Genomic DNA, 24392 nt, shown 5'->3' on the forward strand with positions numbered 1-24392 from the left:
CGTCCCCGCTCTTTTGTCCCCTTAGGACTGCTCCCACGAGAAGGACCTCATGACGGAAACCTTGCCGCCCGCTCCGGACCACGACCGGATCGAACCGGTCGACATCCAGCAGGAGATGCAGCGCTCCTACATCGACTACGCGATGAGCGTCATCGTGTCGCGGGCGCTGCCGGACGTGCGGGACGGCCTCAAGCCGGTGCACCGCCGCGTGCTGTACTCGATGTTCGACTCCGGCTTCCGCCCCGACCGCGGGTACAACAAGTGCTCCCGCGTCGTCGGCGACGTGATGGGCAACTACCACCCGCACGGTGACTCCGCGATCTACGACGCGCTGGTGCGGCTCGCCCAGCCGTGGTCGCTGCGGTATCCGCTGATCGACGGCCAGGGCAACTTCGGTTCGTCGGGCAACGACCCCGCCGCCGCCATGCGGTACACCGAGTCCCGGCTGGCGCCTCTCGCGATGCACATGCTGCAGGACATCGAAGAAGAGACCGTCGACTTCTCCGACAACTACGACGGCCGCACCCAGGAGCCCGACGTCCTGCCGTCGCGGTTCCCGAACCTGCTGGTCAACGGTGGTTCCGGGATCGCGGTCGGGATGGCGACGAACATCCCGCCGCACAACCTGCGCGAGGTCGCCGACGGCGTCAAATGGGCGCTGGAGAACTTCGAGGCCAGCGACGACGAGCTGCTCGCCGCGCTGCTGGTCCGGATCAAGGGCCCGGACTTCCCGACCAAGGCGATGATCCTCGGCAACTCCGGGATCGAGGACGCCTACCGCACCGGCCGCGGTTCCGTGCGCATGCGCGCGGTCGTCGAGGTCGAGGAAGACGCCAAGGGCCGCACGATCCTGGTCGTGTCCGAGCTGCCGTACCAGGTCAACCCGGACAACCTGGTGGAGAACATCGCGAACCTGGTCCGCGACGGCAAGCTCACCGGCATCTCCGACATCGCCGACGAGTCCAACAGCCGCAGCGGGATGCGGATCGTCGTCACGATCAAACGTGACGCGGTCGCCAAGGTCGTGCTGAACAACCTGTACAAGCACACCCAGCTGCAGCAGAACTTCGGTGTCAACATGCTGGCCCTGGTCGACGGCGTGCCCCGCACGCTGCGCCTGGACCAGATGATCCGGCACTACGTGAAGCACCAGATCGACGTCATCGTCCGCCGGACCCGGTTCCGGTTGCGCAAGGCCGAGGAACGCGCCCACATCCTGCGCGGTCTGGTCAAGGCGCTGGACATGCTCGACGAGGTCATCGCCCTCATCCGGCGCTCGCCCTCGGCCGAAGAGGCCCGGCCCGCGCTGATGAGCCTGCTCGACGTCGACGAGATCCAGGCGACCGCGATCCTCGACATGCAGCTCCGCCGCCTCGCGGCACTGGAGCGGCAGCGGATCATCGACACCCTGGCCGAGATCGAACTCGAGATCGCCGACCTCAAGGACATCCTCGAGAAGCCCGAGCGGCAGCGCGCGATCATCGCCGAGGAGCTCCAGGAGATCGTCGACAAGTACGGCGACGACCGGCGCACCAAGATCATCCCGTTCGACGGCGAGGTTTCGGTCGAAGACCTCATCGCGGTCGAGGACGTGGTCGTCACGATCACCCGCACGGGTTACGCCAAGCGAACGAAAACAGATCTGTACCGTTCGCAGAAACGCGGCGGCAAGGGCGTCCAGGGCGCGACCCTCAAACAGGACGACATCGTCCAGCACTTTTTCGTCTGCTCGACGCACGACTGGATCCTGTTCTTCACGAACAAGGGCCGCGTGTACCGGGCGAAGGCGTACGACCTGCCCGAGGCCAACCGCAACGCGCGCGGCCAGCACGTCGCGAACCTGCTCGCGTTCCAGCCCGACGAGCAGATCGCCCAGGTCATCGAGATCCCGAACTACGAGGTCGCCCCGTACCTCGTGCTCGCGACCCGCCGCGGCCTGGTGAAGAAGACCAAGCTCACCGACTTCGACTCCAACCGCGCCGGCGGCCTCATCGCCGTCAACCTGCGCGAAGGCGACGAGCTGGTCGGTGCGGTCCTCGCGGCCGCCGAGGACGACCTGCTCCTCGTGTCCGCGGAAGGCCAGTCGATCCGCTTCCACGCCACCGACGAAGCCCTGCGCCCGATGGGCCGCGCGACGTCCGGTGTGCTCGGCATGCGGTTCAACGACGGCGACGAACTGCTCGGCATCAACGTCGTCCAGCCCGACAAGTTCCTCCTCGTCGCCACCGGCGGCGGCTACGCCAAGCGCACCCCGACCGAGGACTACCCGGTCCAAGGCCGCGGCGGCAAGGGTGTGCTCACCATTCAGTACGACCAGAAACGTGGCAGGCTGGTGGGCGCGGTCATCGTCGACGCCGAAGACGAGCTCTACGCGATCACCTCCAGCGGCGGGGTGATCCGGACTTCGGCCGGACAGGTGCGCAAGGCGGGCAGGCAGACGAAGGGAGTGCGGCTGATGAATCTCGACGAAGGAACCACTCTTCTCGCGGTCGCACGCAACGCGGACGAGCCCTCAGACGTCGCCACTGCAGGTAGTACTGAAGGAGAAGAAACCCCGGCGTCGGAGCAGGAATAGACGACGCCCCACGTACTGGGTAAGGACTGACACCTCGTGACACCATCCGAGAAGCCCGAAGCAGGCGGCGCGCAGGCGGGTTCGTCGAGCCCGCCTTGGCAGCGCGACAGCGGCGCCGGGGAACCCGAAGGCTCCAGCGAGCAGACGGTCTCGGTGTCTTCGGTCGCCACCGAAGACGTGGCCCACTCGGACCCGAAGCGGGACGCGACAACCGTGACCGACTATCACGGGGTAAGCGGCACAGCCGCGAAGAGGCTCTTCGGCGACAGCGGAGAGGGCGAGCCCGCCCCCTCCGCCATCCCGTCGGCCTCCCGCACCCGTGCCGCCCCCACCGCGCTCCGCCGCCCCGGCCGCGGACCGCGTCGCGCCAGCCTGCAGATCAAACGCTTCGACCCCTGGTCGGTGCTGAAACTGTCCCTCGTCCTCGGCGTCGCGCTGTTCTTCGTGTGGCTCGTCGCCGTCGGCGTCCTCTACACCGTCCTCGACGGCATGGGCGTCTGGGACAAACTCAACGGGACCTACTCCTCGCTCGTCGGCGGAGAAGGGGCCGACGCGCCGGCCGACCCGTTGATCAGCGCCGGCCGCGTCTTCGGGATCGCGGCCATCCTCGGCGCCATCAACATCGTGCTGATCTCGGCGCTGGCCACCGTCAGCGCCTTCATCTACAACGTCTCCGCCGACCTCGCGGGAGGCCTGGAAGTGACCCTTTCCGAACGAGAGTGACCCGGTTGCAGGGCGCCGAAAGGCGTCCTGTAATCTTCTCCTCGTTCGGGCCCATAGCTCAGGCGGTTAGAGCGCTTCGCTGATAACGAAGAGGTCCCAGGTTCAAGTCCTGGTGGGCCCACCCGGTTGGCCCGGTTGTATCTGCACATAGCGCAGATGCGACCGGGTGTTTTTCATTTCGGGGGTCGAACCCCCGAACCCCCGCCAGGGAGGGCTTCGCCCCCCTGGACCCCCCAACGTTGGGCGCGTGGCCGTTGTCGGTGCGGGCCCATTGCCGTGGGGCTCGGTTCCACGTGGAACGTGGTGCAGTAGCATCGGTGGGTAAGCGGAGCAACTCGGCGGAAAGAGGGGGCTTCTGATGAAGAAGCTGTTGGCACTCGCGGTCATCGCGGGCGGCGTGCTGTTCGTGATCAAGCGCAACAAGGCCGCCAAGGCCGAGGCCGACCTCTGGCGTGAGGCCACCGCTCCCACCGAGCGTCCGCTGGGATCCGCCTCCACCAACGGAAGCGCTCCGGCCAAGGCCGCGGACGCGTCCCGCAACAACTGATTTCGGCGCAGGCGGTTATCATGATCGCCTGCGATCCGGGGCTGTAGCTCAATTGGTAGAGCACTGCCTTTGCAAGGCAGGGGTCAGGGGTTCGATTCCCCTCAGCTCCACATAGAAAACGAGAAGGCCACCCGTACCTCGGGTGGCCTTCTCGTTTCCACCAGAATGCGCGCATGGGTGTTCTCTTCGACTACTTCGCCGCGCCGGACAACGAAGCCGCGGCCGCCACGATCGACCTCGTCGGAGGCCCGGCCGAGGCGTCTCTGCCGACCTTCCAGCTCAAGGGTGTGGACCCGTTCGTGCAGCTGGGCACGCTGGAGTCCTTGCTGACCGGGGTCGACTACGACACCGTCATCGGGCGCTCCATCGAACCTGTCGCCATGGCCGACGACGGCGCGCTTCTCGTCGTCGCGCTGACCGAAGAGCTGGCCGCCGCACTGTCCGACGCCGACGAGGCGCGCCTGCGCGAGGTGGCCGAACCCTGGTCCCGCACCGAGGAGTTCGGCGGCGAGGTCGACCCCGCAGACTTGGCCAATGTGCTGACCGGCCTCGCGGAGCTAGCCCGCGACGCCAAGACCCGGGGTGATCACCTCTACTGCTGGGTCTGCGTCTGAGTGGTGACGTTCGTCACCGTACGCGGATGACAAAGTCGCACGCCCAGCCAAGTCAACGCTGCTTACATGGGGGTGGAATCCGGACAGCGAGGTGAACATGGTCAGTTTCGAAACCGACCTCGACGATCTCAGGTTGTCGAGCAAGGAACTGCAGAATGCCGCGGACATCGTCAGCGCCGCACACACCGGCGTGCGAGGGCAGGACGTGCCGGCTCCCGACCCGGTCACGGGAGCTCTGGTCCCCGGCTTTTTCGCGCCGGACACCGCGTTCGGGAAAACGCTGGGCATGCGCGGGGTTTCGGCGGCGTACGAGGAACACCGCCAGGCCGTCGAGAAGATGCTCGCAAAGCTGCTCCGCAGCACCGAGGACGCCTCACAGGCGCTGGCGAGGGTCGCCGAACTTTACGAAGCCGTGGACGAGGACAACAAGCAGCGAGTGAACCGCGCGGCGTACGGGAACCAGGGGTAAGCGGCGTGGACGGGTACTTCAACGCACTGGACGCGGAGACCACCTCCGGCTTCGGTGACAACAGCAAACTCCTCGAGGGGATCTCCGACGATCTCACCGCGGGTGCCGAAAAAGCCTTCACGGCATTGGACCTCCTCTACCCGCCGTTCTTGGGTAGCGACGTCGACTTGAGCGGCGGTCTGAAGGAAGAGGTCCGCGACTTCTTCATCGAGTTCTCCGACGCGCAGCTCGTCGGCGAGAACAGTCTGCAGCCCATGATCGAGGCCTACGAAGGTCTCTGGAACGCTTTCCAGGACACGAAAGCGCCGCTCGACCGGTCCCTGGTCCTGCTTCTCAAGTGGCGCGGTGAAGGCGCCGAGACGGCCAAGAGCTACATCCAGGGTCTCGTGAACACCTATTCCCGCGTGGGTACCAAACTCACCGTGCTGGAAGCCGACATCGTGGCCGCGCGGGATGCCATCGCGACCGCACGGGCCGACCTGAGCACGCTCGCCGCCTCCTTCCTGACCGCCGCGGAAAAGTACCGGGACGACAAGGAACGGCAGAACGAATCCGCCTTGGTGAAGGCGTTGGCCGCGACCTTCGCCGCCGCTGTCACCGCTCTGCTCGTGGCGGCCGCGCCACCGGCGGGGCTCACCGCGGCGACGTTCTTCACCACGGCGAACGGTGTGCAGGTCGCCGGCGCGGCGGCCGGTGCCGGGCTCTCGACCCTGGCCTCCGAGAACGCCGCGATCGTCGGGGACAGCCCCGAAATGATCTACAACAGCTTCCACGACGGTGTGGTCAACATCCGTGAAGCCATGTTCCGCGCGTCGGAATCCCTGATCTCGAAGATCAACGTCGAGATCAACAACCTGCCGATCATCCCCGAACCGCCGGACGTCAGCCCCGGCGAGACCTTCGATCCCGGCAACTTCGAAACCGAAAACACCGACAAGGGAACGGAAAAGCGGGTCCGGGACAAGAACGTCGACATCTCGAACGACGGCAAGTTCCAGGAACCGCCGATGGAACTTTCCCCGCTGCCGACCGACTGACGGAGGATCGTGGCTGACAAACCGGCGGCCAAGAAGCCGCCAGCCGACCGGCAAGCGATGCTCGAGGCGCTGGCCGCCCTCTCGGTCGACGCGTCCTCACCGGACGGTGCCGTTTCCGTTTCGGTCAATACCGACGGCGTGATGACGCGGCTCAGAGTGGGCGAAGCCGCGTCGCGGATGTCGCCCGCCGAGATCGCGGACACCGTCATGCGGACCTATCAGGAAGCGCAGCAAGGATCCGCGAAACGCAGCGCGGAACTGATGGCGCCGATCGGCAACGCCGGGTACATCACGGACAGGCTCCGCTGGCGGCTCGGGTTCACTCCTTCGTTCCAACAGGAGGGGGAAGCCGTCGCGCCGTCGGTCCCGGTTTCGCGCCGTCCGCCCGCGAGCACCGAGAACGTGGTGCTCAAGGACCGGTCGGAGGAACCGGCGGGGCCCGGTCAGGACGAGCAGCCCGAACCGGTGGAATCCGACGACCAGTACTACGAGCAAGGCCTGCGGTACCGGCCTTCGTGGTGAGCTCCACCGGCGACGTCAAAGGCGCAGCAGCCGCTCGTCGAGTTTCGCCAGACGGTCGCGGCCGAACTCGCCGTTCTCCAGGTCGCGCCACAGCACCGGCGGCAGATCCTGTGCCACCTCGGGCGAGCGTGAAGCGGCGGCCAGCGCGATCGTCGCGACGGTGTCGACGTCGCCGGTGAGCGCGACGGCGGAATGCAGCATCCGGGCGAGTCCTCCGCCGCCGGTCAACACGGTCAGCGCCGCGCGCACGCTCATCCACCCTTGCGGCCCGACCTTGCCCGACCACGGCCGCGCCCAGCCGCCGTGCCCGACATCCTCGGGGAGGATCCCTTCGATCCACCTCGCGATCTCGGAAAGCGGCCCCACCCGATGGTGGCAGTAGTGCACGGCCAGCGCGGCCGCCTGCGCCGCGGCGATCCCGGCCGGGGTGTCGTGCGTGATCCTGGCCTGCAGTTTCGCGTGATAAAGCACGTCGTCGACGGTCGGCAGGACCCCGATCGGCCCGGCGCGCATGGCGGCACCGCTCTTGTCGCTCTGCGGCCGGAGCCGTCGCAGCAGCTCTTCGCCGTCGCGAACCTCGCTGAGCAGCTGATGGAAACGCGGCGCGTAGCCGTCGTGCGGATCGCGGTGATACGCCCGCACGAACTGCTCGGCGAGCAGCAGGGGCGTCCATCGCAGCCCCGAGACGAGCACCTCGGCGATCGCGATCGTCATCTGCGTGTCGTCGGTGTAGCGACCGGCCGGGGCGCCGGGCTGCCCGTGATGCGGCACGTAACCGGTCAGGTTGTTGTGCTCCGCGACGAAGCTCGGGTACGCGTGCTCGAAGGAGCCCCCGTACGCGTCGCCGATTGCCAGCTCGACCAGCATCCGTCCATCGTGCCAGGCTGCGGGGTGTCACCGGATGCCCATACCGTGGACTCATGGCGACCGACAAGCTGCGCGCGTGGTGGGCACATCGGCAGGGTCTCGACGGATCGCTGCTCGGGTCCTCGGTGGCCGAGGTGCTGGAACGGACCGGCTGGATGCGCTCGGTCGGCGGTTCGGCGCCCTATCTCGGGCTGTTCGCCAGAGCCCGCCTGGATCGCGAGACGGTGGACGCGGACGTCGCCCGGCTGGCCATCCACGAGCTGCCTTCGGCGCGCGGCTGTACTTACGTCCTGCCGTCGGCGGATTTCGAACTCGGCCTGACCGTCGGGGCCGGGGCACCGGCGGGTGAACTCGTGGCCGCGGAGAAATATCTCGGCGTCACTCAGGCCGAGATCGAGCAGCTGTGCGTCACCGTCGCCGATCTGCTCGACGCGTCGGACGAACCGCTCGGCCCGGCCGCGATCAAGGACGCCGCCGGGTCCGCCGTGCGTGGTCTGGGGGAGGCGGGCCGCAAACGCGGCACCACCACGACGTTGCCGCTCGCGCTCGGCCTGCTCCAGGCGCGCGGCGAAATCCGCCGCGTTCCGGTCAACGGCCGGCTGGATCAGCAGCGCTACGGCTATGTCCGGTGGACGCCGTCCCCGCGTGGCGGACTGTCCGATATGGACACCGCACGCACCGAACTCGCCCGGCGGTACTTCTCGTGGGCGGCTCCGGCGTCGCTCAAGCATTTCCGCTGGTTCTCCGGTTTCACCGCGTCGAGCGCGAAGAAGATCGCGGAGCAATTGGAACTCGTGCCGCTCGACGGCACCGATCTGGTGATGCCCAAGGAACTCGCGGACGAGTTCGCCGCGTTCACCGTGCCGTCGGAGCCGTCGTACGCGTTGCTCGCGGGGATCGACGGCATCCACCTGCTGCACCGCGAGATGTCGCGGCTGCTCGCCGACGCCGACGTCGAACGCCCGGTGCCCGGCGGACGGCCGGGGGAGACGCTGGGCGGACAGGCGGATCCGCCGAGTCACGTGATCGTCGACAGGGGCCGCATCGCCGGCCTGTGGGAGTTCGACACCGAAGCCGGGAAGATCGTCTACAAGTTCTTCGGTGAAGAGGACGCCGCGTTGCGCGAGACGATCGCGAGGACCGAGGAATTCGTCCGTGACCAACTCGGCGACGCCCGGAGCTTCAGCTTGGATTCGCCGAAGAGCCGGGCGTCGCGAGTGGCCGATCTCAGGCCTTCGCCTCGTTGACGATGATGTCGACGGCCTTGTCGTTGCGGGCGGTCTGCTCCGGGATCACCGAAGCGGGCGGGTAGAAGCCGTCGATCCCGCCGTCCTTCGGGTACATCTCGAAGGTGTAGCTGAGGATCTTGTGCTTGCCCCACGCCCAGTCGTTGATGTCGCCGTCGGTGACGTACAGATCGCTGGACTGCTCGGGCGTGTAACCGTTGGTGCCCGCCATCTGCTTGCCGACGTCGGCGAAGCGCTTCGCTTCCTCCTCGTTCATGCCCGTGTCGGTCTCGGCTTTCGTGTAGCCGTAAGGCCAGAGCACCAGTTCCGAGAAGGTGTGGAAGTCGATGTGCGTCTTGATCTGCTGCGCCCCACCGACCACGCGGGAGTCGATGAACGCCGCGACCGCCTTGGTCTCGGACTCGGAGAACGCCGACGGACCGTGGTAGTCCTCGGCGGACGGGCTGTTGCTCGACCCGCCGCAGCAGTTCCACTTGTAGTCCCAGTTGCGGTTCGGGTCGGTGCCGACCGCGCTGCTGCCCGGCACGGGTTTCCGCGTCTTGCGCCAGCCCTGGTACTCGCCGCCGGTGATGTCGTACTCGGAACCGTCCGGGTTGACGTTCGGGATCACGTAGATCTCGTGCTCGTCGACCATCTTCTTGATGGCCGGGTCGCTCGCGTACCCGCTGGTGAACCGCTGCACGATCCGCAGGCACATCTCGGTGGTGAGGTGCTCGCGCGCGTGCTGGTTGCAGGTGAACAGGACCTCGGGTTCGTTCTCGTCCGTGCCCGCGTTGTCGCTGATCTTCAGCAGGTTCAGCTCACGGCCTTCGTAGGACTTGCCGACACTCGACAGCGTCGCGATGTCGCTGTGGTCCTTCGCGGCCTTTTGCAGCTCCGCGGTCGTTTCGGCGTAGGTGTGGTACGCCTCGTCGCCCGGCGGGAAGTCGCCCGCGACGGCCGCGGTGCCCGCGCGGCCACTGCGTTGTTTCAGCATGCTGTCGAAGTCGCCGAGCGGCTTCAGGCCGAAGCCGTTCGCGCGCAGGGCCGCGGCCTGTCCCGGTGTGGCGACGACGGTCAGCGCGCCGCCGCGCGAGCCCGCGACGTCGACGCCGGTGCGGGCGACCTCGGTGCGTTTGTCGGGGGTGGACGCGCCTTCCACCGAGTACAGCCCTCTCGCCGGGTCGCCGGTCTGGGCGCTCGCGACGGGCGTCGTGACGGCCAGCAGGGCGAGCCCTGTGGCGGCCAAGGCGCCCCCGATGCGACGGCGTGTGGACATTTCGCCTCCGAACGATCTGGGGACAAGGTGGGGTTCACCGTCGCCGAAGTGAATCGTCCACGACAACCCGACGATCGTCGTTCCCAGTTACCGTTTACGGCCAGAGACGTTCTTTGTGCCAGGTCCCGTCCGCACGCCGGTAGCGGAGCCGCCGGTGCCGCCGGTCGTGGCTCGCCTGCCAGAACTCCACTTCGGACGGCGTCACCAGATAGCGGGTCCAGGTTTCCGGTGCCACGCCGGGATTCTCCTCGACCCACCGCTCCGCTTCCGCGGCCGCGCGGTCGAGATCGGCCGGATCGTCGAGCACCTGGGACTGCCTGCCGATGAACGCCTCCACCCGGGACGCCGGCGGCCGGGCGGTGAAATCGGCCGCGGACACCTCGGGATCGGCGACGGCGACCGGGCCGCGCAGGCGGACCTGCCTGCCTCGTCCCGGCCAGAAGAAAGTCAGCGCGGCGAACGGATTCTTCGCCAGCTGAACACCTTTCGGGCTTTCGGAGCTCGTCGCGACCGCCCAGGTGTCGCCGTCGACGTCCTTGAGGATCACGACGCGTGCGTCCGGCACCCCATCGGCGTCCACTGTGGACAGAGTGACGGCGTGGGGCGCCAAGACGTGTTCCCCGGCCTCGTTGAGCCATTCGAGGAAAAGCTCGCGCGGGTTCGCGGGTGTGGCGTCGGTGTCGAACTCCGGGAGTTCTTCGGGGAACGAAGGCCAGCCGCGCAACGTGCGATCCATCAGTACCCCGGCGGGCGCTGCGGCGGGTAGCCGGGCGCGGGCGGCGGATAGTGCGGCGGATGCTGACCCGGCGGCGGGCCCTGCGCGGGCGGCGGTCCGACCGGGTACTGCGGCGGTGGCGGCTGCTGCGGCTGCCAGCCGGGCGGCGGCTGCTGTCCTGGTGGAGTCATGGGCGGCCCTGGCGGCATCGGCGGCTGCTGGCCCTGCGACTGCGCCCACTGCACCTGCTGATAGACCTCGGCGGGCTGCGGGAAACAGAACGTCAGCTTCGCGTTGACCGAACCCTGCACCGCCGCGCCCCACAGCTTCCCGCCGACGAACGCGTACATCTGCGCCGCCGAAACGTCGACGGCCACCATGCGCGTCTCGCCGCCGAACTGGTTGCCGGACTTCGCCGACGCGGCCTGCGCGGCGTCCGGGTACACGCGGTCGCCGATCAGCCCGGCGATGACCACCGAAGCGGCCGTCCAGCCGACCGTGCCCATCACGTTCGCGCGCGCGTGCTGCGTCGCCAGCCCGGTGAAGTCGTACAACGCGGGCGCCGTCACCTCCGGGATCGCCGCGGCGACCACGCAGTAGTTCATCGTCGACATCATCACGGACTCGGTGAACAGGCCGACGACGGCGGCGCTCGGGCCGATCTGGACCGTGTTCAGCCTGCCCCCGCTGCGCTGGATGCGCTCTGCCACCGCACCCAGGTACTGCTCCTTGCTGAGCACTGACGCCTCCCGAAGACTCCTCGCGCACGGCCATCGTCGCACGAACGGCGATCTGCTTCACTGGACGCCACTATGCGACGTCTTCTGATCTTGCCGCTCGTCGTGCCGCTGCTGGCGGCCTGCGGGCCGACGGAACAGCCGCCGCCCGCGGCGAGTTCGCCCGCGCCCTCGAACACCCCGGCGCCCAGCATCCCGCCCGCCCCGGAACCCACCGGCAAGGGCCCGTGCCCGTACCTCGGCAACGAGTTCGTCTCGGACGCCAACGGGCAGAAGGTCTCCAAGGTCAAGACCTCGGCCGACCAGCCGCATCCGACGTGTTTCTTCTACGCGCTCAGCGGGAAACTGCAGCTCACCGTACGCGTGTACGTCGGGGAACCCGCCGTGGCGAAGGCGCTGGTGGATCAGGCGGCGCCCATCGACACCTCCAACCCCGCCGACGAACCGGCGGGCTGGAAGGGCGGCTACCAACCCTCCGGCGAAGGCGCCGTTTACGCCGTCGCGAAAGGCGGGAACGCGGTAGTCGTGACCACCAACCAGAAGCAGAGCATCAAGGCACGTACGGTGGCGAAGGAGGCTATCGGCGAGCTGAAGCTCTAGGTAGTGGTATCCACACGTCAGAGTGAAGTTGATCTTGTACTACCCTGTGCCGCACGCGCGAGGTTTCGCGGGACCAGCGCGGGCGCCAGATCCGGCGGAGGCCACCTTGCGGTGTGGCTCGGCGGCACAAAAGATCATTTCTCCCCATAAGACAAAAGGACAGGTTTCGTGGCTGACACCCTCAAGGAAATCTTGCTCGACTCCAGCCGTCGCCCGGCGGTCGTGAGCGACTTCGAAGGCCTCGTCGACGCCGAGGTCTCGGACAAGGGCGGCGTTTCGGGTGCCGTCGTGAAGACCGGCTTCGCCGCCGTCAAGAAGATCAAGCCGGGCATCATCCCCGCCGCCGTCGACACCCTGCTCGACGACTTCACCGGTGCGCTCGAGCCGTTCTACGGTGACTACAAGGCCAAGGGCGGCAACGACTTCGGTGCCTACCTGGTCGGCCGCAGCGACGAGGCCTCGGACGCGCTCCTGTCGGTCACCGACGCGCGCGCCGAGAAGAGCAGCCGCGACAGCATCAAGAAGGTGTACTCGAAGCTGCGCCCGAACGGCAAGAAGAACGTCGAGGAGGCCCTTCCCCGCCTCGGCCAGCTGATCGACAAGCACGCGGCGTCTGCCTGATCGCGCTTGACGTAAACGCGCTAAGGGGCGTCGTTCGCTTTCAACGTTTCCGTTGAGAGCGGAGGGCGCCCCTTCGTCATGTTCACGGTGTCGCGCCGAACACCCGCAGCAGACTCGTGTGCAGCGCGTCCGCGGCCTCGTCGGCGGACATCCGGCCGGAGTCGACCTCCTCACCGGAGGCGTGGCCGAGTTTCACCGTGACCGCCACCAGCCAGCCCGTCGGCAGCCGATCGTCGAACTCACCCGTCTCCTTGCCCCGCCGGATGACGCGGTCGAGCCGCTCGGCGACCGGTGAGTGACGCCGCTGGTCGTCGTCCGGGCTCGCGGGCAGGGAAGTGATCTTCCGGAGCAAGGCCGGGTAACGCCCGGACGTACGGCGGCCGGCTTCGATCAGCCGCACCAGCGCCTCGGCGGCCGGGCCGTCGTCGAGGTCCGCGGCGTCCATCGCGGCGACGGCCTCCTCGGTGATGCGGTCGAGTACCGCGGCCAGAAGTTCCCCTCGTGAAGGGAAATGGGCGTAGACCGTCTGACGGGTCACGCCCGCGGTGGTGGCGATGGCTTCGACGCCGGCGTCGGGATCGGCGCCGAGGGTCCGGAGCCCCGCGTCCAGGATCGAAGCCCTGCTGCGCTGTGCGTCGGAGCGCTGGTTCCGCGCCGAGGGTCGAGGCATCTCTTACACCTTGTCAGATTTGATCGATCGTGGATATCTTACAGCCTGTAAGAGATGTTTCGCGAGGCTGGGAGCGACCATGGCGCCTTTCCACGGCACGGACCCGAAGAAGTTCATCGCGGATTTCCACCTGTCCTTCCACGACGACCTCGTGAACAGCGACGAGGACGCGGGAGTGGTCGTCGACCGCTATCACACGCCGGACATCGTGCAGATCGCCGACGGCCACCGGATGGACCGGGACAACCTCATCGCGCACGCCCGTCCGGTCCGCAAGAACCGGCCCACCGCGCGATGGGAGGTGCACGAAGCGGTGGCGGGCGGGGACCGGATCGCCGCCCGGAGCACCTTGTACGTGACGAACCGCAAGAGGGACCTCACGATCGAGGTGTACTTCTTCGGCGAGTTCACCCCCGACGGCCGGATGCGCCGGGGACACACGCTCACCCGCACCGTCCCCGTCACCAAGACGTGAAAGGGCCGCCCGGGACCGGAGAAGCGGTCCTGGGCGGCCCTTCGCGACAAGCAGAAAAGGGTGAGGCGTCAGTTCTTCTTGTCGGCGGAGCCCGCGTTCGAAGCCTGGTGCCCGTTCTTCGGAGCCGCGGGCTTGGCCGGAGCCGGACCGGAGGCGGCGGGCTTCGCCGGAGCGGCGGGCTTCGCCGGCTGTGCCGGTTTCGGAGCGGCCGCGGCCGGAGCGGCGGGCTTGGCGGGAGGAGCGGGCGGAGCCTTTGGCGGCGCGGGCGCGACCGGCGGCTCCTGCTTGGAACGCAGGGCGTACGCGGCACCGGCGCCGACGACGGCGATACCGATCACCCACGGCCAGCGACGACGCTTGCGCGTCCCCTTGGCGGCGGACTTCGCCTCGACGAGCGCGGCCTTGAAGTCCTTCTTCGCCGCCTTGAAGTCCTTCTTGCCCCGGCGCTTGGACTCACCGGCGGACTTCGCGGCCTGGATGGCGGCCTTGCGTGCCTTGCGGCCCGGCTTCCGCATCTCGGAAAGCCTGGCCAGCGCCTCCTTACGAGCCGCCTTCGAGCTCCGCTTGAGCTCCTTGCGGGTCAGTTCCGTCTTCTTCGCGAGCTTCTTGCGCGCGCGACGGCTGGTCTTAGCGATCTCACCGGCGCTCTCGGAGAGCTTCTGCTCGGCTACCTCGACGGCGTGGGCGGTGGCTTCCTTACCCGCCTCGACAGCACGTTTGCGCAGGCCGAGTGCGCCGGCCTTCGCCGACTCGCTCACCGAATCTGCGGCCCGGGTCATGGCCTTCACCTCATCAATCGTTTTGATTCTGCTTCGTTGCTTGTAACCTATCGTGCCCCTTTTCCCCAGATCTTGCCGCAGATGGCACGATGAAGCTCGTGACTGAAAGCAAGGGATCCCTCATTGGTGGCGCGCTGAAGGCCACTCTGCACACCAACCAGGGTGACATCAACCTGAACCTGTTCCCCGACCACGCGCCGAAGACGGTCGCGAACTTCGTCGGGCTCGCCGAGGGCAGCAAGGAGTACACCCAGCCCAACGCGCAGGGAACGAACTCGGGCCCGTTCTACGACGGGTCGATCTTCCACCGCGTCATCGACGGCTTCATGTTGCAGGGCGGCGACCCGACCGGCACCGGCCGCGGCGGCCCCGGCTACAAGTTCGGCGACGAGTTCCACCCGGAGCTCCAGTTCTCCAAGCCGTACCTGCTGGCCATGGCCAACGCCGGACCCGGCACCAACGGCTCGCAGTTCTTCATCACCGTCGCGCCGACGACGCACCTGAACTTCAAGCACACCATCTTCGGCGAGGTCGCGGACCAGGCTTCCCGCGACGTCGTCGACGCGATCGGCCGCACGGCGACCGGTCCGGCCGACCGTCCGCTGCAGGACATCGTCATCGAGAAGGTCAGCATCAGCCGCTGATCGCAGAGCCGGTTACCGGGGATTTCGGTAGGTTGGTGGCATCGTGAGCCAACCACCGAATCCCCAGTACCAGCAGGCCGCCATGCCCGGCTGCTGGTGGCACCCGAACCGGCCGACCGGGCTGAGCTGTGCACGCTGCGAGCGTCCGGCCTGCCCGGATTGCCTGCGCGAAGCCGCCGTGGGCTTCCAGTGCACGGACTGCGTCCAGGCCGGTCGGCAGCAGGATCGCGCCCAGCAGAAGCAGTACCGCGACGCCGGCTACGGCTCGCGCACCCTCGCGGGCGCCCAGCCCGCCCGGACGGCCGTCGTGACGCCGGTCCTCCTGGCGCTCAACGTCATCGTCTTCCTCATCACGGTCGTCCAGTCCGGCAGCATCGCGAACAACAACTTCTCCGAGCTGTTCCAGTACGGCCAGCTGTGGAATCCCGCGACGCTGGCAGGCGACGAATGGTGGCGGATCCTCACCTCGGGCTTCCTCCAGTACGGCCTGCTGCACATCGCGAGCAACGCGTTCTCACTGTGGTTCGTGGGGCGCCCGCTGGAGACCGCGCTCGGCCGCGTCCCGTTCACGGTGCTCTACTTCGTCTCCCTCCTCGGCGGCTCGGCCGCGAACCTGGTCTTCAGCGACCTCGACGCCGTCCCCGTGGTCGGCGCGTCCGGCGCCATCTTCGGGCTCATCGGCGCGTACACGGTCATCGTCATCAAGCTGCGGCTCAACCCGACGTGGCTGCTGGTGATCCTGGGCCTGAACGTCTTCATCACCTTCCAGGTGCCCGGCATCTCGATCCTCGGGCACGCCGGCGGGTTCGTCGCGGGCCTCCTGGCCACCTTCGCGCTGCTGTACGCGCCGGACAAGAACCGGCTGAAATGGCAGCTCGGCGGGATCGCGATCGTCGTGGTGGCGATGATCGGGCTCGTCGTCTGGAAGGACTCGCAGACGATTTCCGCGACGTGTGAGCTCACCACCAGCCGGGGCGTGCCCTCCTACGCCTGCTACCCGGAGTAGCCGCACTTCCCCCGAGTGGGTCACCCGAAAACCCGATCGAGACGCAGTCGGGCTGGGTACCTTCGAGTTGATCATGTGCATCGTCAACTTGGGGGTTGAGATGAAGATCCGGAAAGCAGCAGCTCTCGCCGCCGTCGCCGTACTGGCTTCGGTATCGGCACCCGCGGTCGCACAAGCCGGGCAAGCCGCCGAGACCTGCCAGACCTACACCAAACGCTATTTCCTCGGCTCGGGCAGCACCATCACGCTCCGTGTCGCCTACGTCGATTCGGCGTTGAAAATCTGCTTCGGCGATCCCGGTGTCACGTCCTCGGCGGCCACGCAGACGGTCGGCACGACGGGGCCGGGCGCGGCCACCGGCTGGGAGATCACGGCGGGTCCGGCGGTGGTGGAAGACCAGCGGCCCCGGCACGTCAAAGCGAAGTTCAGCGGGTCTTTGCGGAACTGCGTCGTCAAGATCAACCCGATCTGCTCGCCGGCCTCGCCGTACGAGATCTTCGGGGAATACGCGCCGCCCGCGGTCGGCCCGGCCGTCCCGGGCTGGTCACACGGTCCGAACGGCGACGTCCACTACTACGACAACGCCTGACCCTTGAGGGCGGTGAGGACGTCCAGTACGTCGCGGGGGTCCTCACCGAGGTCGATCCGGCCGAACACCAGCAGGTGGTCGCCGGATTCGACCTCCAGGGTCAGGCTGTCCCGGCCGAGCCGTCGCGTGGTGCGAAGCCGGAGCCGGGCTTCGGTCCAGGAGTAGCGGTGCGCGCCGCCCACGGTCCTGGCCAGGAGTCCGCCGGGGCCTGCCGCCAGCCGGGGACGGAGCAGGGTGCCGTGCAACGCGAGCGCGCCGACGGACAGCATCGCGACCCCGGTCAGGACGGTGCCGCCGACGTCGCCACCGATGGCCAGCCACAGCACGCCTGCCAGCAGCAACAGGGTGAGAACCCAGGCCACTACCACAACGTTCCGCTGTGGTGCCCACGAGGTGGGGTAGTTATCCACAGGGGTTATCCACACTGGGGATGAGTCACACCGGTGTAATTCGGCGTCAAGCCGCCATCCGGGGTAATGCTCACCGCCACCGCATCGTCATGAGCAAACCGGCGATCATCAGCACGAAACCGATGGCGAAGTTCGTGTTGCCCAGATCCGCCATGAAGGGGATCTTGTCGCCCGCGATGTAGTTGACGACCAGCCACAACAGGCCGACCAGCATGAGGCCGAACATCACGATCTTGTAGAACAGGTTCGACGGGCCCGCGGCCTTGACCTTCACCGGCGTGCGGCGATCGGTCGGCGGGGTGTACGCCGTCTTCTTGCGGACCTTGGACTTCGGCATCGTGTTCCTCGCGTACTGTTCGGCTTCCCTGGTGGCGATGACCCGCTTTCGGGTGCGCAACCAGCGCCACGTGCACACGTTAACGTAAACGAGCGCCGCTGGGCACCGTCCGGGACCGGTCGATTTCCCGCACTGTGACAATGGTGTCACAGACGGTTCGGCAGCGGTTTGGTTCGAGACTGAGGAGCTTTGCGTGGCTGAGCGGGAAGAGCCGGGCGGGGACCGTCGGCGGTACTCCGAAAGACCACCCGGCGGAGGCCGTCCGGCCCCCCGGCGTAGGCCGGAAGACGCAATCCCGCCGCGTCGTGCGCCCGGAGAGGCGCCTCGAAGGCGGCCTCAGGACGGCAGGGCATACGAAGGTCCTCCGCCGCGCCGCCGGAGCGACGCGCCACCGCCGCGCCGTCGTCCCATGCCGCCGCCGGGGTCGACCGAGGAGACCGTCATCTTCGAACCGGTCGGCGGTGGCACCGCGACCGAGGAACGTCCGCCGCCGCGCGAGCTGGGCAAGGGCGGCGTCGCCATCCGGACCGTCGGCGAGCTCCTCATCACCGCCGGCCTGGTGGTGCTGCTGTTCATGGTCTACGAGGTCTACGTGACCGACCTGTTCTCCGCGGGCAAACAGTCCGAGGCCAGTTCCGAGCTGGACGGCGAGTGGGGCAAGGACCGGCAGCTGCATCCGGAACTGGTCGACGGCAAGGCGTTCGCCAGGATCCACATCCCGGTGTTCGGCGCCGACTTCAACTTCACCATCCAGGAAGGCACCACCGAGGCCGCGCTCGAAGTCGGCCCCGGCCACTACAAGGGCACCGCCCTGCCGGGCGAACCGGGCAACTTCGCCGTCGCCGGGCACCGCGTCGGCAAGGGCGCGCCGTTCAACGACCTGGACAACCTCAGCTCCTGCGACCAGATCGTCATCGAGACGCAGACCGACTTCTACATCTACAAGGTGCTGCCGTACAAGGACGAGGTCGAAGGCTGGGCGGAGGGCAAGGGCGCGCAGCCGAAGTGCAAGAACGTCGGAACCCTGCGCAACCCGAACGCCGCCGACGGCGGCCCCTACGGCGAGACCAACGGCCGCCGTATCGTGTTCCCGACCAAGGGCGACACGGTGAACCCGGTGCCGTACAAGGATCCGGAGATCCTGCCGAAGGCCGAGCAGGTCTCGCTGCTCACGCTGACCACGTGTCACCCGCAGTTCTCGGCGAAGGAACGGCTCATCATCCACGCGGTGCTGGCCCAGCAGGTGCCGAAGAACCAGGTCGGCTCCTACGCCGAACTCCTGCCCAAGATCTCGGAGGCGCGCTGATGTACGGCTGGATCTGGCGCAGGCTGCCGGGCCCCTTCGCGGTGAAACTGGCGACGGCGGTCGTGCTGGCGCTCGGGATCGTGGCGCTGCTGATGTTCGTCGTCTTCCCGTGGCTGGAACCGCGCCTGTGGTTCAACGAGGTTTCGGTTCAGTAGGCGTGCGATTCGGAGTCTTTCTCGTCTCCGGCCGGTTTCCCGGCCAGGAGGACGCCGAGGTGCTGCGCCGGTCGGTCGACGCCGCCATCGCCGCGGAGCGGGCCGGATTCGACGACGTGTGGTTCGCCGAGCACCACTTCATGCCGTACGGCGTCTGCCCGTCCGCGATCACCCTCGCCGCGCACGTGCTCGGCCGCACCGAGCGGATCGCCGTCGGCACCGCGGTGAGCGTGCTGTCCGTCGCGCATCCGGTGGCGCTCGCCGAACAGTGGTCGCTGCTCGACGCCGTTTCCGGCGGACGGCTGCGGATCGGCGTCGGCCGCGGCGGGCCGTGGCAGGACCTCGAGGTGTTCGGTACCGGTGCTTCCCGCTACGAAACGGGATTCGAGGAGAGCCTCGACCTGATGCTCGCGGCGATGACGTCGAAGACGGTCTCGGCCGACGGCGAGCACTTCAAGTTCCGCGAGGTGCCGATGGTGCCGCGGCCGGAACGCGACCCACGGTTGGTCGTGGCCTGCGGGGACGCCGGCTCGCGGGCGGTGCGGCTCGCCGCCGATCGTGGGCTGCCGATGTTGCTCGGGCTGCACACCGACGACGACGGCAAAATCGAAACCCTTGCCGCGTACGGGGATTCCGCCGCCGAGCACGTGTCGACGGTGATGTGCCAGGTCGGGGACGACGCGCTGGACGTCGTGCGGTCCGCGTTGCCGGGTTCCTTGAAAGAGGGCTTCGCCGGGCACGTGTACCTCGACGGCAAACGGGGCCTGGACAAGGATCCGGTGGCCTATACCGACCGGTTGTGCGAGATGCACCCGATCGGCGGAGTGGAGTACTGCGTCGACAGGCTGGGAACAAGCATCCGGCGTACCGGGGTCTCCCACGTGATCATGATGGTGGAAGCGTCCGGTACGCCGGAGGGAACACTCGAGAACATCGCGCGGATCGGGGAAGAAGTGCTACCCGCGCTGCGTCGCGGCTAGCAGTCGCGCAGTTCCGGGCTCTGGTTCAGCAGCTGGCCGCGGACGGAGACGAACGCGCGGTAGCGGTCACTGTCCACTTGGGACTTCTTGAACACGGCGACGCGGTGGCAGTTCTGGAACGCCAGCTTCACGCCGAAGTGTCGTTCCAGACCGCCGCGGATGGCGTCCGAGGCCAGCGCCCGCAGCAGCTGACCGCGTTCGGCCTCGCTCGGCGGCGGCGTCTCGTTGTCGGCGAACCCGTCGGCCGCGCCCTCGGCCTCCGCGATGACACCGGTGATCACGGTCCAGGCGTAGGGCAGGGACTCCCGGACACAGGCGACGAATTCGGCGTCGGAGACCTCCCCGCGCTCGGCCTTCTCCAGCAGCGCGGGCGATACATCCAGAGACATCGAACCTCCGAGAGAGACACGGTGAACGTGGGCCATCTACCTGACTACCCACCCGCGGCCCGAGCCACAAGAGAAAACGATCATCATCACCACTTTGGCGGAAGCCGTCGTCACTCCCAGCGAAAGAGCTTCGCCGCCACGACACAACTGCCCACCGCGAAAGCCGCCAGTACGGCGAGTTGCAGCGGTTGCGCGCCGGTGCCGGTCCACGCGTCTTCGAGGGCTTTGACGCCCGGCGGGATGTACGCGCCGATGTCGCGGATGGCCTCCGGGAGCAGGGGACGCGGCAGGTAGACGCCGCCGAGGAACATGATCGGGAGGTAGGCGATCAACGCGATCCCGCTCGCGGCGCGGCTGGTCTTGGCGACCGAGGCGGCGATCAGGCCGAGCCCGAAGATCGCGGTCGTGCCGAGGACGAACGTCAGCAGGAAGCCGAGCGGGTGACGCGGGGTGGGGACGTCGAAGACGACGCCCGCCGACAGGAGGAGGATGCCGACCCCGCCGATGGTCACGGTGACGTTGATGATCAGCTGCGCCACCAGTAACTGTGCCGGGTGCACCGGAGTGGTGGCGAAGCGGCGGAGGATGCCCTGTTCGCGGTAAGTCGCGATGATCCCGGGGATCGCTTGCAGGCCCATCATGGCGATGGTGAGCACCACCATCGACGGCACCCAGGCGTCGAGGAAGCGCATGCCCGTCGCTGTTCCGCTGTCCGCGCGAATGGCGGGAATGGCGCCGAGGATGGCCGTGATGGCCGTCGGCAGGACGAGCCCGCCGATGACGAAACCGGGCGTGCGGAGGGCGAGTTTCGTTTCGGTGAGGGTGATCTTGGCGAGTGTGTTCATTGCTCGTCTCCTTGCTCAGTCGCGGCCGGTCAGGGTCACGAAGGCTTCGTCCAAAGTGGATTTACCGGCGCGGTCACGGAGTTCGGCCGGGGTGCCGGTGGCGACCACGCGTCCGGCGTCGAAGATCGCGAGGCGGTCGCAGAGGCGTTCGGCCTCGTCCATGAAATGCGTGACGAGCAGGACGGTGACGCCGGTGTCGCGCACGGCCTCGACGAGCTTCCAGGTGTCGCGGCGGGCGTGCGGGTCAAGTCCGGTGGTCAGTTCGTCGAGGACGGCGACCTCGGGGCGGCCGACGAGCGCGAGCGCGATCGAGACGCGCTGCTTCTGACCGCCGGAAAGCTTGCCGAAGTACTTGTCCCGCTGCCCGGTGAGACCGAGCTTCGCGAGCAGGTCGCCGGTGTCGGCGGGGTTCGCGTAGAAGGAGGCGTAGAGGTCGAGCGCCTCGTGGACCTTGATCTTGTCGGGCAGGCGGCTCTCTTGCAGCTGCGAGCCGAGGCGCTGCCGCAGGGCGGCGTGGTCCTTGCCGGGGTCGAGGCCGAGGACCGACATGGAGCCCGAGTCCGGCGTACGCAGTCCCTGGAGGCATTCGACCGTGGTGGTCTTGCCGGCGCCGTTGGTCCCGAGGATCCCGAAGATCTCGCCTTGTTCCACGTGGAACGAAACGTCGTCGACCGCGACGTGCTCCCCGTACGTCTTGCGGAGGTTGGTGACTTCGATGATTGGCATGCGAAAAACGTTATGGCGCAACGGACTTGGCCAGAATGGCGCTGAACCCACAGCTGGGGTGGGGCTGGACCCACCCTGATCGGGGGGCTGCGGTCACTGTGCCGGGCCGGGTCGGTGGGGAAGACTTCGTCGCATGATCCGCACCTATCTCACCTCCGTGCGCCGGGGCTTCGTGCTCGCGGCCTTGGCGCTGGTGAGCTGGCTGGACCTGCTGCTCGAACTGGTGGGTTTCTGCCTGCTCTGTGTCGGCCTGGTCTTCGCCTACACGCTCGCGCTCGAAGGGACGCGTCCGCGTGCCGCGCTCACCCGGCGTCTGGCCGGACGCTGGTGCGGGGTCGAGGTCGAGCCGCCCTATCGGCCGGCGCCGCCCGAACCGGAACGTGAGCGCGACGGCTGGTACCGCGACGGGAACAGCCTGTTCAAGCGGTCGTGGTTCATCAAGTGGACCAAACGGTTCGAGTGGATCTCCGACGATCCGGCGACCGGCCGCGATCTCGGCTGGCAGCTGTGGAATCCGCTGGCCGGTCTGGTGCTCGTGCCCGCGGTCCTGCTGGCCGGGCCGCGCGCGCTTCGCCTGTACGGGAAGTGGACGCGCTGGTGGCTCGGGCCTCGTCCGGCCCGCACCGGCGACGGCTGGCTCAAGACGAGGCTGAAGGCGCTCGGTTTCCAGCTGGGGCTGTTCGCGCTTTCCGTCGCGCAGCTCGGAATGGCGATCCCGACGCTGTTCACCCTGATCTGGCCTGCGCCGCTGTTCCCGGCGATGGTCGTCGCCGGTCGTTCGGTGACCGACACCCTGCGCCGCGAGGCCAAGAACTGGACCGGTGTGCGGATCGACCGGCCGTACCTGCCGGAGCCGCCGTTCCCCGTGCCGCGGGCGGACGGGATGTACCGGTACGGACGGCAGCTGTACGACACGCCGTGGTGGCCGGCGCGGCTCGCGCGGTTGCGCTGGGCGATATCCGACCGCGCCACCTGGCGTGACCTGGCGGCCGCGGTGGTCAACTCCGTGGTCCTGCTGCTGATGGTGGTGCCGACGGCGGCGCTGGTGTTCGGCGGTCTCTGGGGTGTGGTGGCGCTGTGGATCTGGCGGCCGTTCGGGCAAGCGCTCGCGCTCACCCCGGTGGCCCTGGCAGCCTCCGCCGCCGGGCTGGTCCTGACACCCTGGCTCGCCCGTCTGGGAGCGCGCTTCGCGAAGGTGCTTCTCGGTCCGACAGAAGCTTCGCGGCTGGGACAACGTGTCGAGCGGTTGAAGCAGACACGGACCGACGCGTCGGTCGCACAGGCCGCCGAGCTGCGGCGTATCGAGCGGGATCTGCACGACGGCGTCCAGTCGCGGCTGGTCGCGATGGGCATGAAGCTGGGTGCGGTCGAAGCGCTGATCGACAGCGACCCGGCCGCGGCGAAACGGCTGGCCGCCGAGCTGCGGCAGACGTCGTCCGAGACGCTGACCGAGTTGCGGCTGCTGGTGCGCGGGATTCACCCGCCGGTGTTGTCCGAGCGCGGGCTCGGTGACGCGGTGCGGGCGATGGCGCTCGACAGTCCGCTGCGGGCTTCGGTGAACGGCACCCTTCCCCGGCTCGAACAGCCCGCGGAGGCTTGCGCGTACTTCGCGGTCAGCGAGTTGCTGGGCAACGCCGCGAAGCACGGTGAGGCGCGGAGAGTGTCGATCGAACTGGGTTACGACGACGGTCTGTTGCGGATCGAGGTGACCGACGACGGTAAGGGCGGCGCGAACGCGGCCAGGGGAAGCGGGATTCGCGGGATCGAACGCAGATTGGGCGCCTTCGACGGTACTTTTGCTCTGACCAGCCCGCTCGGCGGGCCGACGAAGGCGATCATGGAGATCCCGTGCCAGCTCGACCCCGATGCGTCGTCGCCGAGGACCAGTACCTCCTCCGAGACGGCTTGACGCATTTGCTGACCGCGCACGGTTTCGACGTCGTCGAGGCGGTGGGCACCGGGCCGGAACTGGAGCGGGCGCTGCGCACGCACCGGCCCGACGTTTCGGTCGTCGACGTCCGGATGCCGCCGACGCTCACCGACGAAGGGCTTCAGGTCTCGCTGGCCGTGCGGCGCGACATCCCTGGACTGCCGATTCTCGTTCTGTCGCAACATGTCGAGCAGCTCTACGCGCGGGAACTCCTGGCAGACGGGGCAGGCGCGATCGGCTATCTGTTGAAGGACAGGGTCTTCAACGCGGACCAGTTCATCGACGCGGTGCGGCGGGTGGCCGGCGGCGGCACCGCGATGGATCCCGAAGTGATCGCGAAACTGGTGGCGGGCAACGCATCCGACCCCCTCGCGGCGCTGACCCCGCGCGAACGCGAGGTGCTCGGCTTGATGGCCGAAGGCTGTTCCAACGCCGCCATCGCTTCGCGGCTGCACTTCAGCGAAGGGGCGGTGGGGAAGCACACCGCGAACATCTTCGCGAAGCTCGGCATCGTCGCCTCGGACGACACGAACCGCCGCGTTCTCGCGGTCCTCGCCTACCTCGGTACGCCGTGAAGGCCTCCTTCCCTACCTTGAGCGTAGGGAAGGAGGCCTTCACG

The 24392-nt window shown here is 68.0% G+C and carries 30 protein-coding genes and 2 tRNA genes; 21 read left to right on the forward strand and 11 right to left on the reverse strand.

The window, feature by feature from the left end; translation table 11 throughout:
* Positions 1-49 precede the first annotated feature (49 nt).
* The 9 genes from gyrA to DMC64_RS00765 all read left to right on the forward strand — a co-directional run bounded on the left by gyrA (position 50) and on the right by DMC64_RS00765 (position 6487).
* Positions 50-2575, forward strand: coding sequence for a DNA gyrase subunit A (gyrA, locus tag DMC64_RS00725; RefSeq protein WP_037333972.1), 2526 nt, complete (start codon positions 50-52; stop codon positions 2573-2575).
* 36 nt (positions 2576-2611) lie between these two features.
* Positions 2612-3298: a DUF3566 domain-containing protein gene (locus DMC64_RS00730; protein WP_037333971.1), complete on the forward strand. Its 687-nt coding sequence runs from the start codon at positions 2612-2614 to the stop codon at positions 3296-3298.
* A 47-nt stretch (positions 3299-3345) separates the two neighbouring features.
* Positions 3346-3419: transfer RNA gene (locus tag DMC64_RS00735), tRNA-Ile, on the forward strand.
* Positions 3420-3656: 237 nt separating this feature from the next.
* Positions 3657-3845: a DLW-39 family protein gene (locus DMC64_RS00740; protein WP_034321928.1), complete on the forward strand. Its 189-nt coding sequence runs from the start codon at positions 3657-3659 to the stop codon at positions 3843-3845.
* A 37-nt stretch (positions 3846-3882) separates the two neighbouring features.
* Positions 3883-3955, forward strand: a tRNA-Ala gene (locus tag DMC64_RS00745).
* A gap of 63 nt (positions 3956-4018) precedes the next feature.
* Positions 4019-4459: a hypothetical protein gene (locus DMC64_RS00750; protein ID WP_125731379.1), complete on the forward strand. Its 441-nt coding sequence runs from the start codon at positions 4019-4021 to the stop codon at positions 4457-4459.
* 97 nt (positions 4460-4556) lie between these two features.
* Positions 4557-4928, forward strand: coding sequence for a hypothetical protein (locus DMC64_RS00755; protein WP_037333970.1), 372 nt, complete (start codon positions 4557-4559; stop codon positions 4926-4928).
* A 5-nt stretch (positions 4929-4933) separates the two neighbouring features.
* On the forward strand, positions 4934-5965 hold the full coding sequence (locus DMC64_RS00760; protein ID WP_125731381.1) for a hypothetical protein: 1032 nt from the start codon (positions 4934-4936) through the stop codon (positions 5963-5965).
* A 9-nt stretch (positions 5966-5974) separates the two neighbouring features.
* Complete coding sequence (locus DMC64_RS00765) at positions 5975-6487, forward strand: YbaB/EbfC family nucleoid-associated protein (RefSeq protein ID WP_233629524.1); 513 nt, start codon at positions 5975-5977, stop codon at positions 6485-6487.
* A 15-nt stretch (positions 6488-6502) separates the two neighbouring features.
* On the opposite strand, the gene DMC64_RS00770 is transcribed toward DMC64_RS00765, so the two are convergent.
* Positions 6503-7354 (reverse strand): ADP-ribosylglycohydrolase family protein, encoded by an 852-nt coding sequence (locus DMC64_RS00770; protein WP_125731383.1) that lies wholly within the window; start codon positions 7352-7354, stop codon positions 6503-6505.
* Positions 7355-7407: 53 nt separating this feature from the next.
* Here DMC64_RS00770 and DMC64_RS00775 point away from each other — a divergent pair, with 53 nt between their 5' ends.
* Entirely contained in the window at positions 7408-8601 is a 1194-nt protein-coding gene (locus DMC64_RS00775) for a DNA glycosylase AlkZ-like family protein (RefSeq protein ID WP_125731385.1), read from the forward strand.
* Here the strand turns inward: DMC64_RS00775 and DMC64_RS00780 are convergent.
* The 3 genes from DMC64_RS00780 to DMC64_RS00790 form a co-directional block, all read right to left on the reverse strand.
* Positions 8582-9859 (reverse strand): M14 family metallopeptidase, encoded by a 1278-nt coding sequence (locus DMC64_RS00780; protein WP_125731387.1) that lies wholly within the window; start codon positions 9857-9859, stop codon positions 8582-8584. The genes DMC64_RS00775 and DMC64_RS00780 overlap by 20 nt on opposite strands.
* Before the next feature lie 94 nt (positions 9860-9953).
* A complete protein-coding gene (locus DMC64_RS00785) occupies positions 9954-10595 on the reverse strand; it encodes a pyridoxal 5'-phosphate synthase (RefSeq protein ID WP_037333959.1) in 642 nt (213 codons plus the stop codon).
* Positions 10595-11314 carry a hypothetical protein gene (locus DMC64_RS00790; RefSeq protein WP_125731389.1) on the reverse strand — a complete coding sequence of 240 codons (720 nt, stop codon included), beginning with the start codon at positions 11312-11314 and terminating at the stop codon, positions 10595-10597. Before DMC64_RS00790 ends, DMC64_RS00785 begins: the two co-directional genes overlap by 1 nt.
* A gap of 72 nt (positions 11315-11386) precedes the next feature.
* On the opposite strand from DMC64_RS00790, the gene DMC64_RS00795 reads away from it, so the two are divergent.
* Together DMC64_RS00795 and DMC64_RS00800 are read left to right on the forward strand one after the other, a co-directional pair.
* Positions 11387-11911: a DUF2020 domain-containing protein gene (locus DMC64_RS00795; RefSeq protein ID WP_037333956.1), complete on the forward strand. Its 525-nt coding sequence runs from the start codon at positions 11387-11389 to the stop codon at positions 11909-11911.
* 168 nt (positions 11912-12079) lie between these two features.
* The gene (locus tag DMC64_RS00800) at positions 12080-12532 is read left to right on the forward strand and encodes a hypothetical protein (protein WP_037333954.1); all 453 of its coding nucleotides are present in this window, start codon (positions 12080-12082) and stop codon (positions 12530-12532) included.
* 82 nt (positions 12533-12614) lie between these two features.
* Here the strand turns inward: DMC64_RS00800 and DMC64_RS00805 are convergent, their stop codons facing one another.
* The gene (locus tag DMC64_RS00805; protein WP_125731391.1) at positions 12615-13202 is read right to left on the reverse strand and encodes a TetR/AcrR family transcriptional regulator; all 588 of its coding nucleotides are present in this window, start codon (positions 13200-13202) and stop codon (positions 12615-12617) included.
* A gap of 79 nt (positions 13203-13281) precedes the next feature.
* Here DMC64_RS00805 and DMC64_RS00810 point away from each other — a divergent pair, with 79 nt between their 5' ends.
* Positions 13282-13677: a nuclear transport factor 2 family protein gene (locus DMC64_RS00810; protein ID WP_125731393.1), complete on the forward strand. Its 396-nt coding sequence runs from the start codon at positions 13282-13284 to the stop codon at positions 13675-13677.
* A gap of 68 nt (positions 13678-13745) precedes the next feature.
* Here the strand turns inward: DMC64_RS00810 and DMC64_RS00815 are convergent, their stop codons facing one another.
* Complete coding sequence (locus DMC64_RS00815; protein ID WP_199754840.1) at positions 13746-14456, reverse strand: hypothetical protein; 711 nt, start codon at positions 14454-14456, stop codon at positions 13746-13748.
* A gap of 89 nt (positions 14457-14545) precedes the next feature.
* On the opposite strand from DMC64_RS00815, the gene DMC64_RS00820 reads away from it, so the two are divergent.
* The 3 genes from DMC64_RS00820 to DMC64_RS00830 all read left to right on the forward strand — a co-directional run bounded on the left by DMC64_RS00820 (position 14546) and on the right by DMC64_RS00830 (position 16695).
* Positions 14546-15100: a peptidylprolyl isomerase gene (locus DMC64_RS00820; protein WP_037333946.1), complete on the forward strand. Its 555-nt coding sequence runs from the start codon at positions 14546-14548 to the stop codon at positions 15098-15100.
* Positions 15101-15143: 43 nt separating this feature from the next.
* Entirely contained in the window at positions 15144-16106 is a 963-nt protein-coding gene (locus DMC64_RS00825; RefSeq protein WP_125731395.1) for a rhomboid family intramembrane serine protease, read from the forward strand.
* A gap of 100 nt (positions 16107-16206) precedes the next feature.
* Positions 16207-16695 carry a hypothetical protein gene (locus tag DMC64_RS00830; RefSeq protein WP_016330486.1) on the forward strand — a complete coding sequence of 163 codons (489 nt, stop codon included), beginning with the start codon at positions 16207-16209 and terminating at the stop codon, positions 16693-16695.
* On the opposite strand, the gene DMC64_RS00835 is transcribed toward DMC64_RS00830, so the two are convergent.
* A complete protein-coding gene (locus DMC64_RS00835) occupies positions 16680-17057 on the reverse strand; it encodes a PH domain-containing protein (protein ID WP_051972290.1) in 378 nt (125 codons plus the stop codon). The genes DMC64_RS00830 and DMC64_RS00835 overlap by 16 nt on opposite strands.
* Positions 17058-17175: 118 nt before the next feature.
* Positions 17176-17442 (reverse strand): cell division protein CrgA, encoded by a 267-nt coding sequence (gene crgA / locus DMC64_RS00840; RefSeq protein WP_037308756.1) that lies wholly within the window; start codon positions 17440-17442, stop codon positions 17176-17178.
* 409 nt (positions 17443-17851) lie between these two features.
* Here crgA and DMC64_RS00845 point away from each other — a divergent pair, with 409 nt between their 5' ends.
* Genes DMC64_RS00845 through DMC64_RS00855 form a run of 3 tightly spaced genes read left to right on the forward strand, consistent with a single transcriptional unit; the run spans position 17852 to position 19883 of the window.
* A complete protein-coding gene (locus DMC64_RS00845; protein ID WP_143202463.1) occupies positions 17852-18748 on the forward strand; it encodes a class E sortase in 897 nt (298 codons plus the stop codon).
* Complete coding sequence (locus DMC64_RS00850; protein WP_125731397.1) at positions 18748-18903, forward strand: hypothetical protein; 156 nt, start codon at positions 18748-18750, stop codon at positions 18901-18903. The genes DMC64_RS00845 and DMC64_RS00850 overlap by 1 nt, the downstream gene beginning before the upstream one ends.
* A 2-nt stretch (positions 18904-18905) precedes the next feature.
* Positions 18906-19883, forward strand: a complete 978-nt coding sequence (locus tag DMC64_RS00855) for an LLM class flavin-dependent oxidoreductase (RefSeq protein WP_037333938.1) — start codon at positions 18906-18908, stop codon at positions 19881-19883.
* Here DMC64_RS00855 and DMC64_RS00860 read toward each other — a convergent pair.
* The 3 genes from DMC64_RS00860 to DMC64_RS00870 all read right to left on the reverse strand — a co-directional run bounded on the left by DMC64_RS00860 (position 19880) and on the right by DMC64_RS00870 (position 21843).
* Positions 19880-20272 (reverse strand): SCO5389 family protein, encoded by a 393-nt coding sequence (locus DMC64_RS00860; RefSeq protein WP_005161845.1) that lies wholly within the window; start codon positions 20270-20272, stop codon positions 19880-19882. The genes DMC64_RS00855 and DMC64_RS00860 overlap by 4 nt on opposite strands.
* 110 nt (positions 20273-20382) lie before the next feature.
* Entirely contained in the window at positions 20383-21117 is a 735-nt protein-coding gene (locus DMC64_RS00865; protein WP_125731399.1) for an ABC transporter permease, read from the reverse strand.
* Positions 21118-21132: 15 nt separating this feature from the next.
* Positions 21133-21843 (reverse strand): ABC transporter ATP-binding protein, encoded by a 711-nt coding sequence (locus DMC64_RS00870; protein WP_125731402.1) that lies wholly within the window; start codon positions 21841-21843, stop codon positions 21133-21135.
* 133 nt (positions 21844-21976) lie between these two features.
* On the opposite strand from DMC64_RS00870, the gene DMC64_RS00875 reads away from it, so the two are divergent.
* Entirely contained in the window at positions 21977-23752 is a 1776-nt protein-coding gene (locus DMC64_RS00875; protein WP_125731403.1) for a sensor histidine kinase, read from the forward strand.
* Positions 23692-24348: a response regulator transcription factor gene (locus DMC64_RS00880; RefSeq protein WP_073845956.1), complete on the forward strand. Its 657-nt coding sequence runs from the start codon at positions 23692-23694 to the stop codon at positions 24346-24348. Before DMC64_RS00875 ends, DMC64_RS00880 begins: the two co-directional genes overlap by 61 nt.
* Positions 24349-24392: the final 44 nt, after the last annotated feature.

Origin of the sequence: Amycolatopsis sp. WAC 04197 (assembly GCF_003947475.1) — a bacterium.
GTDB lineage: Bacteria > Actinomycetota > Actinomycetes > Mycobacteriales > Pseudonocardiaceae > Amycolatopsis > Amycolatopsis japonica.

What these genes read in the sequence shown, in the direction of transcription:
- gyrA (WP_037333972.1), top strand. Translation starts at nt 50, where the DNA reads ATGACGGAAACCTTGCCGCCCGCTCCGGACCACGACCGGATCGAACCG.
- DMC64_RS00740 (WP_034321928.1), top strand. Translation starts at nt 3,657, where the DNA reads ATGAAGAAGCTGTTGGCACTCGCGGTCATCGCGGGCGGCGTGCTGTTC.
- DMC64_RS00750 (WP_125731379.1), top strand. Translation starts at nt 4,019, where the DNA reads ATGGGTGTTCTCTTCGACTACTTCGCCGCGCCGGACAACGAAGCCGCG.
- DMC64_RS00755 (WP_037333970.1), top strand. Translation starts at nt 4,557, where the DNA reads ATGGTCAGTTTCGAAACCGACCTCGACGATCTCAGGTTGTCGAGCAAG.
- DMC64_RS00770 (WP_125731383.1), bottom strand. Translation starts at nt 7,354, where the DNA reads ATGCTGGTCGAGCTGGCAATCGGCGACGCGTACGGGGGCTCCTTCGAG.
- DMC64_RS00775 (WP_125731385.1), top strand. Translation starts at nt 7,408, where the DNA reads ATGGCGACCGACAAGCTGCGCGCGTGGTGGGCACATCGGCAGGGTCTC.
- DMC64_RS00780 (WP_125731387.1), bottom strand. Translation starts at nt 9,859, where the DNA reads ATGTCCACACGCCGTCGCATCGGGGGCGCCTTGGCCGCCACAGGGCTC.
- DMC64_RS00785 (WP_037333959.1), bottom strand. Translation starts at nt 10,595, where the DNA reads ATGGATCGCACGTTGCGCGGCTGGCCTTCGTTCCCCGAAGAACTCCCG.
- DMC64_RS00795 (WP_037333956.1), top strand. Translation starts at nt 11,387, where the DNA reads ATGCGACGTCTTCTGATCTTGCCGCTCGTCGTGCCGCTGCTGGCGGCC.
- DMC64_RS00805 (WP_125731391.1), bottom strand. Translation starts at nt 13,202, where the DNA reads ATGCCTCGACCCTCGGCGCGGAACCAGCGCTCCGACGCACAGCGCAGC.
- DMC64_RS00810 (WP_125731393.1), top strand. Translation starts at nt 13,282, where the DNA reads ATGGCGCCTTTCCACGGCACGGACCCGAAGAAGTTCATCGCGGATTTC.
- DMC64_RS00815 (WP_199754840.1), bottom strand. Translation starts at nt 14,456, where the DNA reads ATGACCCGGGCCGCAGATTCGGTGAGCGAGTCGGCGAAGGCCGGCGCA.
- DMC64_RS00820 (WP_037333946.1), top strand. Translation starts at nt 14,546, where the DNA reads ATGAAGCTCGTGACTGAAAGCAAGGGATCCCTCATTGGTGGCGCGCTG.
- DMC64_RS00830 (WP_016330486.1), top strand. Translation starts at nt 16,207, where the DNA reads ATGAAGATCCGGAAAGCAGCAGCTCTCGCCGCCGTCGCCGTACTGGCT.
- crgA (WP_037308756.1), bottom strand. Translation starts at nt 17,442, where the DNA reads ATGCCGAAGTCCAAGGTCCGCAAGAAGACGGCGTACACCCCGCCGACC.
- DMC64_RS00845 (WP_143202463.1), top strand. Translation starts at nt 17,852, where the DNA reads ATGCCGCCGCCGGGGTCGACCGAGGAGACCGTCATCTTCGAACCGGTC.
- DMC64_RS00850 (WP_125731397.1), top strand. Translation starts at nt 18,748, where the DNA reads ATGTACGGCTGGATCTGGCGCAGGCTGCCGGGCCCCTTCGCGGTGAAA.
- DMC64_RS00860 (WP_005161845.1), bottom strand. Translation starts at nt 20,272, where the DNA reads ATGTCTCTGGATGTATCGCCCGCGCTGCTGGAGAAGGCCGAGCGCGGG.
- DMC64_RS00865 (WP_125731399.1), bottom strand. Translation starts at nt 21,117, where the DNA reads ATGAACACACTCGCCAAGATCACCCTCACCGAAACGAAACTCGCCCTC.
- DMC64_RS00870 (WP_125731402.1), bottom strand. Translation starts at nt 21,843, where the DNA reads ATGCCAATCATCGAAGTCACCAACCTCCGCAAGACGTACGGGGAGCAC.
- DMC64_RS00875 (WP_125731403.1), top strand. Translation starts at nt 21,977, where the DNA reads ATGATCCGCACCTATCTCACCTCCGTGCGCCGGGGCTTCGTGCTCGCG.